Origin of the sequence: Kitasatospora sp. NPDC059571 (assembly GCF_042735675.1) — a bacterium.
In the GTDB taxonomy this organism is placed as follows: Bacteria; Actinomycetota; Actinomycetes; order Streptomycetales; family Streptomycetaceae; genus Kitasatospora.
Genome location: NZ_JBHWBW010000313.1, coordinates 1 through 9,353, shown reverse-complemented (window position 1 = coordinate 9,353; position 9,353 = coordinate 1). Strand labels below are relative to the sequence as shown.

Genomic DNA, 9,353 nt, shown 5'->3' with positions numbered 1-9,353 from the left:
ATCACCCCCACCCCCCCCACACCCAGATGAACGCAGTTATCGTGGGCTCGGATATGTTTATAAGAGACCGGGTTGGCGGGCTGCGGCTGGGCCGGGGCGGCGACCACCGGCGGCGGCGCGTCCAGGTACGACGGGGCGGCCGGGGGGCCGTCCACGACGGTCGGCGGGGCCGGCGGCGGCGCGTCCAGGTACGACGAGGCGGTCGGCGGCGCGGGCTCGCTCAGCTTCGAGAGGGCGAGCGTGGGCGCGGACTCGACGACCGGCGGGGCCGCGGCCTCATGAGCCGGTGCCACCGACTGGGGCTCGCCGGAGGACTGGCCCTCCTGCGGCCCGGTGGACCCACTCGCGTGCTCGGTGCTCACGGACGACCTCCATAGCTGACAGAACCTTGGCGCATAGTTTTTCGTACACCGGATTCGGATGCCGTAAGGAGCCCCCTGAAGAACGTCTAAGAATCCTTAGGCGTCCCTGACAGGCCCCGGTCACGGGCGGTCGACAGGCCGTCCGCCGGATCCGCCGACGGAGTGGCCGCCGGTCCCGCGATACGGACCGGTACCGGGCCGGCCTTGGCGTTCGCCGGCCGTCCCGTTAGCCTGTCGGTCCAATCTGAACACGCGGGAGCTTGGACCTTCCAGGCTGAGAGTGCGCTGATCGACCGTACGCCCCGGCACCGACCGGGGTGGGCGAGGGGGCGCAGACCGCCTGAACCTGTCCGGGTAATGCCGGCGTAGGGAGTTCCGGCCATGTCGGCTGTTTCGCCTGCCCATGTCCACGACGCGGCCCCGGCCGCGCACCGCGAGGCGCCGCTGGTGCTGGACACCGCCCCGCCCCGCACCCTCGACGCCCGGGCGCTGTTCGCGCTCTGGGCCAACCTCGGGGTCAGCCTGATCGGCTTCACCAGCGCGGCGACGGTGCTCGGCGCGAAGGGCTCGGAGCTGTCCTTCACCGCCGCGGTCACCGCGATCGTCGCGGGCACCGTGATCGGCACCGCGATGCTCGGCGTCGCCGCGCTGGTCGGCGCCCGCACCGGCGCCCCGGCGATGGCGGTGCTGCGCGGCCTGTTCGGCACCCGGCTCTCCTACCTGCCGACGGTGCTGAACATCCTGCAGTGCATCGGCTGGGGCGTGTACGAGCTCACCGTGATCGCCTGGGGTGCGCAGCAGGTCGCCGACACCCAGGGCTGGCGCTGGCTGTTCGTGGTCGCGGCGGGCTTGCTGACCACCGTGCTGACCATCTGGCCGCTGGGCTCGATCGCGGTGCTGCGCCGCTACGTGGCGGTCGCGGTGGGTGTGGCGATGGTGTACTTCACCGTCCAGCTCGGCCGGCAGGGCTTCCCCGACCCGGGGGCGGGCAACTGGCACGGCTTCCTGTCCGCGACCGACGCGGTCATCGCGGTGTCCATCTCGTTCGTACCGCTGGCCGCCGACTACACCCGGCACGCGCGCAGCTCCGGTGCGGCGTTCTGGGGCACCTTCTCGGGCTACACGGTGGCCCAGGTGTGGTGCTACGTGCTCGGCCTGATCGCGCTGCTCCAGTCGGGCGGCGACCCGGACAAGGTGTTCTCCTCGTTCACCGGGGTGGCGGCCGGCTGGGTGTTCCTGCTGGTGCTGGTGCTGCGCGAAACCGACCAGTCGTTCGCCAACGTGTACTCGACCGCGATGTCGGTGCACAACCTGTTCCCGCGGGTGGACCGCCGGGTGCTGACCGGCGGGATCGGCGTGCTGGTGACCGTGCTGGCGCTGCGGATCCAGCAGTTCACCGACTCGTACTACGCCTTCCTCGGCCTGATCGGCTCGGTCTTCGTGCCGCTGTTCGCGGTGCTGGCCGTCGACTACTTCCTCGGGGCCGGCCGCCGCGGCTGGAACCTGGCGCAGGACGCGCCGTCGCGGCCGCTGATGCTGCTGCCGTGGGCGCTCGGCTTCGCGGTGTACCAGTTCCTCAACCCGTCGGCGATCGGCGGCTGGTGGACGGGGATGTGGGGCGACCTCCAGTCGGCGGTGGGCTTCACCGCCCAGCCCTGGACGTCCGCCTCGCTGTTCGGCTTCCTCGTCCCGGCACTCGCGACCTGGGCGCTGGTACCGCTGTCCGCGCGGACCGCAGGCGCACCGGAGGCCTGACCGGCCCGGCCTGTTCACCCGGGGTTTCCCGTGGCGGGGCGGGACCGACATCCGACGGCTCGTAGGGTGGTCGCGTGGACACTCAGCATCTCGGCCGGACGGCTCCGGCCGGACCGGCGCCCGACCGCGGCGCCGTCCGGGTCATCGCCCATCGCGGCTCCTCGGCGGCTCTGCCGGAGCACACCCTGGAGGCCTACCGGCGGGCGATCGAGGAGGGGGCGGACGCGCTGGAGTGCGACGTCCGGCTGACCGCCGACGGGCAGCTGGTGTGCGTCCACGACCGGACGGTGCAGCGCACCTCCGACGGGCGGGGCGCGGTGTCCGCGATGACGCTGGCCCAGCTGTCGGAGCTGGACTTCGGGTCGTGGAAGTCCCCCGAGGAGCCGCGGCCGAGCGGGATCCTGACGCTGGCCCGGCTGCTGGAGCTGGTGGCCGAGGCCGGCCGGCCGGTGGGACTCGCGATCGAGACCAAGCACCCGACCCGGTACGCGGGGCGGACGGAGGCGGAGCTGCTTCGGCTGCTGGAGCGGTTCGGGCTGCTGCCGCGGACCCCGGAGGAGTCGTCGGTGCGGGTGATGAGCTTCTCGGAGCTGTCGCTGCACCGGATCCGCCGGGCGGCGCCGGCCGTGCCGACGGTCTACCTGCTGGAGCGCCGGCTCCCGGTGCTCGGCCGGACCCGCTCGCTGCCGGGCGGGGCCGGGATCGCCGGGCCCGGCATCGAGCTGGTCCGCCGCGACCCCGGGCTGGTGACGGCGCTGCGCCGGGCCGGGCACCGGGTGCACGTGTGGACGGTGGACGAGCCGGCGGACGTCGAGCTCTGCCTGGAGCTCGGGGTGGAGGCACTGATCACCAACCGGCCGCGCGAGGTGCTGGCGCAGCTCGGCCGCTGAGCCGGCAGCGGGCGGCGGACGCGGTGGTCCGCAGCAGCCGGCCGGGTGCGCGGGCGCACGAACGGGGGCGCAAAGTGTTCGGAGAAGCTCAGAGAACGCTCAATTCCCGACACTTTCACAACGGACCGTGAGCAGTTAATCGGCCCGTGAATACCGTGAGTTGCGGCGACATGAAATGTCCGCGCACGATCGCGGACCGGTCGTTTCCGACGCATTCCCAGGGGGCATCCATCCCTCGGCAGACGCTGAAGGAGGTCCCGGGGGTGGCGTTGATGGTGGCGCGTGCTGTGCCCGAGAAGGTAGGGCCGACTTCGTCGTCCATGGCGGTGCCGCACGGTCCGGCCAGCGTCGGAGCCGCGCGGCGGCGCCTGCGGCGCGAGCTCGGCGACCACGGGATAGCGGACACGGTGGTGGACGATGCGGTGCTGATCCTCTCCGAACTGCTCAGCAATTCCTGTCGGTACGCCCGGCCCCTGGGAAAGCTGACGGAGCTGGACGAGACGTCCTTCGACGAACCGGGCGAGCCCGATCCGGGCGGCATCCTGGTCCGCTGGTGGACGAGCGACGACGGTCCGCTCACCCTGTCCGTCACCGACGGCGGCTCGGTCACCCGGCCGATGCCGGCCAGTCCGTCGCTGACCGCCCGCGGCGGCCGGGGGCTGAGCATCGTCGGCCGGCTCTCCTGCGCGTGGGGCGTGCGCGACGCACCCGGCGAGGTGACCGTCTGGGCCGCCCTCCAGCTGCGGACCGGCAAGTCCGGCGATCTGGCGGGCGACCCGACCGCGTAGCCGTCCGCCCGACCGTCCGCCGCCGGGCACGGCGCGGCCGCCCGGCACCGGCCGTTGCGCCGCGCGCCGGACGAACCTCAGTAGGCTGCCGGTGCACTGTCGCCGTATCCGGGAGCCGCACCATGGCCAAGAAGGCCGCCAAGTCCTCGTCGCAGCCCAGCACCACCGCCGCCACCGGCGAGATCCCGGTCGTCGGCGCCCGCGAGAAGTGCCCCTGCGGCTCCGGCCGCCGGTACAAGGCCTGCCACGGCCGCGAGGCCGCGCACGCCGTCCAGGAGCTGGTGCACCGTCCGTTCGAGGGCCTGCCCGGCGAGGCCGACTGGGTCGCGCTGCGCGAGCTGGTGCCCGCCGCCACCGTGCCGCTGACGCTGGCCGCGGGCGTCGCGGAGAGCGCCGTCGGCGAGGTGCCGTCGGTGACGCTGGCCACCGTGCTGCCGCTGGCCTGGCCGGCGCTGCGCCGTCCGGACGGCTCGATCCTGCTGGGCCTGCAGACCCAGTCCTCCTCCGGCGACCTGAGCCGCGACCTCGCGGACGCGCTGGAGCTGGCGCTCGCCACCGAGCCGGGCACCCCGGTGCCGTCCCGCCGCACCACCGCGGGCGGCCGCCGGCTGCAGGACCTGCTGGACGCCTCGGCCGCGTTCGAACCCGAGGTGCACACCGGCTTCGAGTTCTGGCTGGAGGACGCCGAGAGCGCCACCGGCGAGGTCGCCGCCTCCCTGGAGCGGGCCAACGCCTCGGCGATCCCGACCGAGAAGGTGGCCGGCGTGGACGCCGCGTACTGGTGCGGCACCCCGGACAAGAACCACCTGCGCTGGGTCATGACGGTGCCCGAGGAGAAGCTGCTGGACGCGCTGGCCCGGCTGTCCGCCGCCGGGAACGCCTCGCTGGGCGAGGACACCAAGCTGGTCGGCTCGTTCCGTGCGCACGGCCTGACGGTGCCGGTCTGGGACCTCCCGCTGGAGTTCTCGGCCGCCGACTGCGAGAAGCCCGCGGCGGACTTCGCCGAGCGGCTCGCCGGCGCACTCGCCGAGGACGCGCCCCTCACCGCCGACGAGCGCCGGGCCCGGGCGAACCTGGTGAACCGTCAGATCACCCTGAACTGACGGGAAATGTGACTCGCGTCACATTTCTGCCCGTGGGACGAAAAAGCCAGGTCGCGCCATGGCCGGACAAATTGGCGGGCCGACGGATCTTTGTTACTGTTTAAACAGTCCGGTCGCTGGTGCATCCCCCGTCGCCAGCGACCGGATTTTCCATGCCCGGCTCCGCCCGGGCCGGCCCGGGCCCCTCGGGTCCGCGGCTCAGTACGAGAGCGGGCTGTTGTCCGGCTCCGCGGCGCTCGCCGCGATCAACCCCTCCAGCAGCGTGCCCACCTGGGGCAGCCACGGCTCGCCGTCCCCGGACGGCGGCGACACCCAGTGCACCCCGCCCGCACCGGTCGGCGACGGCGGCAGCAGGACGTACCCGCCGGGCCCGTGGTAGCGCAGCGCCCCCGGCACCCAGGGCCGCTCCGCGAGCAGCGCGCCGAGCCCCTCCAGCGTGAACGGCGCCACCAGCAGCACGTACCGCGACGGCGTCGCGAGGACGGGCCCCACCGTCACCCCGGTCTCCGCGAAGTACGTCAGCACCCGGGCGCCTGCGGCCGCGGGCAGGCTCACCGCGCCGAGCGTCCGCCCGGTGGCGGCGATGACCGGGGCGCCGGGCGCCCGCTGCTCCCACCACCACTGCACCATCCGGGGGTCGGTGGTGGCCGCCGGCAGCGGCGGATCGTGCGGATGGGCGCCGGCCAGGGCGCAGCGCGGCTCGTCACAGGTGCACGGCCCGAACGGGCCCCGCACCGCCCGGGCACCGGGCACCACCGGCCAGCCGCGGTCCGCCGCCTCCAGTGCGGCCAGCAGCAGCGCGCTCTGCTCCCGCCGGCGGCCGCCCGGCCACCGCAACTGCATCCGACGCATGGCTGCTCGTTCCTCTCCGCGACCGTGTGGCTCAGGACCACCGACGGCGTCTGGGCGCGGCCGGCGTGAGACGAGGGGGCGCCGGACACTCCCGGAGGTGTGCGGCCCCTGGAACGAGAATCCCTCATACGGCCGGATGGACGCGCGTCGAGCGCGGCCGGTTCCACCGTACGAGTGAGTGGGCCGCACGCCGGAGGGCGGTCGGCCGGCGGAAGCATACGATCCGGACGTCCGGTTGACCCTGCGTCAGCCGTAGCGGAGGCCGGGGCGGGCCCGCAACCGCCCGCCCGTCTCCCGCCGCGCCCGCGAACGGGCCGCCGAGGACGGATGTGCAGACCGCGTCACGATTCTGGACATGCCCCGATCGGCCTGTGTACAAGTGGTGGATTGCTGCCGACTAGTGAGGTAGCGAGCGCTTCGTCCGGCCTCGGCATTCCTGCGTGACACGTACCAGTATGTGGGGAGTTGCGACATGACCGACACCCAGCCGCGGGGACTGGCCCTGTCCGGGGCTGCCGTGTCCGGGGCCGCCCTGGGCGGCGCGGCGCTGGCCTCCGCGGCACCCGCCGGACCTGCGGCCGGGGCGGTCCCCGCGGACGGCGTGCCGCTGCCCGGACCGCTCGACGGCGCGGCCGACGACGCGTCGGACCGGTCGGCCGGCCCGCTCCCCGACCTCGGCAGCCTGTACGAGCACACCGGGCTGCTCGCCCGTGCCCGCGGACTGGAGGCCGCACTGGCCGCCGTCCTGGAGTCCGGCGCGGCGCTGCTCGGTGCACGGCGCGGGCTGATCGCCACCACCGTGCGCGGCACCGGGCGGCCGGTCGGGCTCGGCCTCGACCGGTCCGGGCTCGGCGCGCTGGAGACCGTCCCGGTCGAGCACGGGCCGTTCGCCGGGCTGCTCAGCCACCCCGTCGGCGGGCGGCTGCTGATCGGCGACCTCGCGGACGACCCTTCGGTCGGCGCGCGGTTCCGCGAGGTCGCCGCCCAACTCGGCCTCGGCGCCTGCTTCGCACTGCCGCTCGGCACCGCCGAGGACGGCCCGCTGGGCGCCGCCGCGTGGTTCTGGGACGAGCCCGCCGAGCCCACCGAACGGCGGCAGCAACTCACCGCCCAGTACTGCGAGTTCGCCGCACCGGTGCTGGCCTCCCAGGCCGCCTCGGACCGGGCCGGGCGAGCCGCCGAGGCACTGCGGCGCAGCCTGCTGCCGGACCGACTGCCGACCGCGCCCGGGGTCAGGATGGCCGCCCGCTGCCTGCCCGCCCGGCTGGAGAACGCCGCCGGCAGCGACTGGTACGACGCCGTCGAACTGCCCGACGGCACCCTCGCCGTCAGCGTCGGCAGCGTCTTCGGCGACGGACCTGGCGCCGGACCGGCCTCCGCGCCCGGCGCGGCCGCCGCGATGACCCGGGTCCGGGCCGCGCTGCGCGCGTACGCCGTCCTGGAGGGCGAGGACCCGGTCTCCGTACTCGGCGACCTCGAACTGCTGCTCAAGACCACCGAGCCGGCCCGCACCGCCACCGCCGTCTACGGCTGGGTGCAGCCGGCCGAGCGCCGGGTCGCGCTGGCCGGCGCCGGGCACTGCCCGCCGATCCTGGTCGGCCGCGGCGGTGCCGAGTTCGTCGAGACCTCCCTCTCCGCCCCGCTCGGCGTGCTCAGCTGCTGGGAGGCGCCCGGCGTCGAGCTCACCGCGGACCGCGGCGACCTGCTGCTGCTCTACACCGAGGGCCTGGCCAGGCACTGCGGCCCGACCCTGCACGCGGGCCAGACCGCGCTGCGCCGGGCCGCCGCCGACGCGCCCCGGGACGCCCGGCTCGACCCGGAGCGCTTCTGCGCCCACCTGCTGGAGGCGGTCGGCGCACCCACCGACGGCGCCGGGGCCGACGACCTGGTGCTGCTGGCCGTCCGCTTCGACTGAGCGCTGCGGCACCCCGGCACAGCCCGGCCCGTCCGGGTCCGAACGGGTGCCCGACGGCCGGCGGGCTCCCGCTCGTACCATGGGAGCCACGGCCGCCCATGAACCTCGCGATCCGAGGTGACCGGGGCGGCACACACGCGCAAGGAGGCGACGTACGTGACCGAGGACCGCACGCCGGCGGTGTCCGCCAACCCCGAGGGACTGGCCGCCGAGCAGGACGACCAGCCGATCAAGGGCCGCAAGAACGGCCTGTACGGAGAGGTCTCCGACGAGCTCGCGGCCTCCATGAAGTCCGGCTGGGCCGACACCGAGCTGCGCGGGCTGGAGCCCGTCGCCCAGGCCGCGTACGCCGCCGAGCGGCGGGCGAAGCTGTCCGCGCGCTTCCCGGGCGAGCGCCTGGTGATCCCGGCCGGCCACCTGCGGGTCCGCGCCAACGACACCGACTACCCGTTCCGGGCCGCCAGCGAGTACGTGCACCTCACCGGCGACCAGACCGAGGACGCGGTGCTGGTCGCGGAGCCCACCGGCGACGGGCACGACTTCACCCTGTACCTGCTGCCCCGCTCCGACCGCGAGAACGGCGAGTTCTGGCTGGACGGCCACGGCGAGCTGTGGGTCGGCCGCCGGCACAGCCTGGAGGAGGCCGAGGCCCTGCTCGGCCTGCCCGCCCGCGACGTCCGCAAGGCCGCCGAGGAGCTCGCCGCCGCCACCTCCGCGCTGCCCACCCGGATCGTCCGCGGCTACGACAGCGACCTGGAGGAGGCCCTCAGCGGCGTCCTCGACGAGGAGCACGACGACGAGCTGAAGGTCTTCCTCAGCGGCCTGCGGCTGGTCAAGGACGCGTGGGAGATCGGCGAGCTGCGCGCCGCCTGCGACGCCACCGTCAAGGGCTTCACCGACGTCGTCCGCGAGCTCGGCCAGGCCGTCGCCACCTCCGAGCGCTGGATCGAGGGCACCTTCTGGCGCCGCGCCCGCGTCGAGGGCAACGACGTCGGCTACGGCTCCATCTGCGCCGCCGGCCCGCACGCCACCACGCTGCACTGGGTCCGCAACGACGGCGAGGTGCGCCCCGGCGAGCTGCTGCTGCTGGACGCCGGCGTGGAGACCACCTCCCTGTACACCGCCGACGTCACCCGGACGCTGCCGATCAACGGCACCTTCTCCGAGCTCCAGCGCAAGATCTACGACGCGGTGTACGACGCGCAGGAGGCCGGCATCGCCGCGGTCCGGCCGGGCGGGCGGTTCCGCGACTTCCACGACGCCGCCCAGCGCGTCCTCGCCGAGCGCCTGCTCGCCTGGGGCCTGCTCGACCCCGCGGTGTACGACGTGGAGAAGGTGCTGGAGCTGGGCCTCCAGCGGCGCTGGACGCTGCACGGCACCGGCCACATGCTCGGCCTCGACGTGCACGACTGCGCGCACGCCCGCCGCGAGGACTACGTCGACGCGGTGCTGGAGCCCGGCGTCGTGCTCACCGTCGAGCCCGGCCTGTACTTCCAGCAGGACGACCTCACCGTGCCGGAGGAGTACCGCGGCATCGGCGTCCGCATCGAGGACGACATCCTCGTCACCGCCGACGGCAACGAGAACCTCTCGGCCGGCCTGCCGCGCCGTGCCGACGAGGTCGAGGCCTGGATGGCACAGCTCGCGGGCTGACCCTCCCGCACGACGGCGACGGCCGGGCCCCGCAC

7 protein-coding genes, 1 pseudogene and 1 riboswitch are annotated in these 9,353 nt (G+C 74.5%); of the genes and pseudogenes, 6 read left to right on the top strand and 2 right to left on the bottom strand.

Annotation, left to right across the window (positions count from 1 at the left end; genetic code table 11):
- Positions 1–362: pseudogene (locus tag ACFV0G_RS27500) on the bottom strand (hypothetical protein); the annotation flags it as partial.
- A 241-nt stretch (positions 363–603) separates the two neighbouring features.
- A riboswitch (TPP riboswitch) is annotated at positions 604–750 on the top strand.
- Between ACFV0G_RS27500 and ACFV0G_RS27495 the strand changes: the two are divergent.
- From ACFV0G_RS27495 to ACFV0G_RS27480, 4 genes are all read left to right on the top strand, one after another.
- Positions 744–2,117, top strand: coding sequence for a purine-cytosine permease family protein (locus tag ACFV0G_RS27495; RefSeq protein WP_380553484.1), 1,374 nt, complete (start codon positions 744–746; stop codon positions 2,115–2,117). Its footprint overlaps the riboswitch before it by 7 nt.
- Positions 2,118–2,191: 74 nt before the next feature.
- Positions 2,192–3,007: a glycerophosphodiester phosphodiesterase gene (locus ACFV0G_RS27490; protein WP_380553481.1), complete on the top strand. Its 816-nt coding sequence runs from the start codon at positions 2,192–2,194 to the stop codon at positions 3,005–3,007.
- A 287-nt stretch (positions 3,008–3,294) separates the two neighbouring features.
- Positions 3,295–3,795 carry an ATP-binding protein gene (locus ACFV0G_RS27485; protein WP_380553478.1) on the top strand — a complete coding sequence of 167 codons (501 nt, stop codon included), beginning with the start codon at positions 3,295–3,297 and terminating at the stop codon, positions 3,793–3,795.
- Between the two features lie 122 nt (positions 3,796–3,917).
- Positions 3,918–4,898 carry a DUF5926 family protein gene (locus ACFV0G_RS27480; protein WP_380553475.1) on the top strand — a complete coding sequence of 327 codons (981 nt, stop codon included), beginning with the start codon at positions 3,918–3,920 and terminating at the stop codon, positions 4,896–4,898.
- A 198-nt stretch (positions 4,899–5,096) separates the two neighbouring features.
- Here the strand turns inward: ACFV0G_RS27480 and ACFV0G_RS27475 are convergent, their stop codons facing one another.
- Positions 5,097–5,750 (bottom strand): bifunctional DNA primase/polymerase, encoded by a 654-nt coding sequence (locus tag ACFV0G_RS27475; protein ID WP_380553472.1) that lies wholly within the window; start codon positions 5,748–5,750, stop codon positions 5,097–5,099.
- A 472-nt stretch (positions 5,751–6,222) separates the two neighbouring features.
- Between ACFV0G_RS27475 and ACFV0G_RS27470 the strand changes: the two genes are divergently transcribed.
- Positions 6,223–7,665, top strand: a complete 1,443-nt coding sequence (locus tag ACFV0G_RS27470) for a PP2C family protein-serine/threonine phosphatase (RefSeq protein WP_380553469.1) — start codon at positions 6,223–6,225, stop codon at positions 7,663–7,665.
- A 156-nt stretch (positions 7,666–7,821) separates the two neighbouring features.
- Positions 7,822–9,318, top strand: a complete 1,497-nt coding sequence (locus ACFV0G_RS27465; RefSeq protein WP_380553466.1) for an aminopeptidase P family protein — start codon at positions 7,822–7,824, stop codon at positions 9,316–9,318.
- The last annotated feature ends 35 nt before the right edge of the window (positions 9,319–9,353 follow it).

Coding starts and splice junctions, on each gene's coding strand:
- ACFV0G_RS27470 (WP_380553469.1), top strand. CDS start 6,223: ATGACCGACACCCAGCCGCGGGGACTGGCCCTGTCCGGGGCTGCCGTG.
- ACFV0G_RS27480 (WP_380553475.1), top strand. CDS start 3,918: ATGGCCAAGAAGGCCGCCAAGTCCTCGTCGCAGCCCAGCACCACCGCC.
- ACFV0G_RS27475 (WP_380553472.1), bottom strand. CDS start 5,750: ATGCGTCGGATGCAGTTGCGGTGGCCGGGCGGCCGCCGGCGGGAGCAG.
- ACFV0G_RS27495 (WP_380553484.1), top strand. CDS start 744: ATGTCGGCTGTTTCGCCTGCCCATGTCCACGACGCGGCCCCGGCCGCG.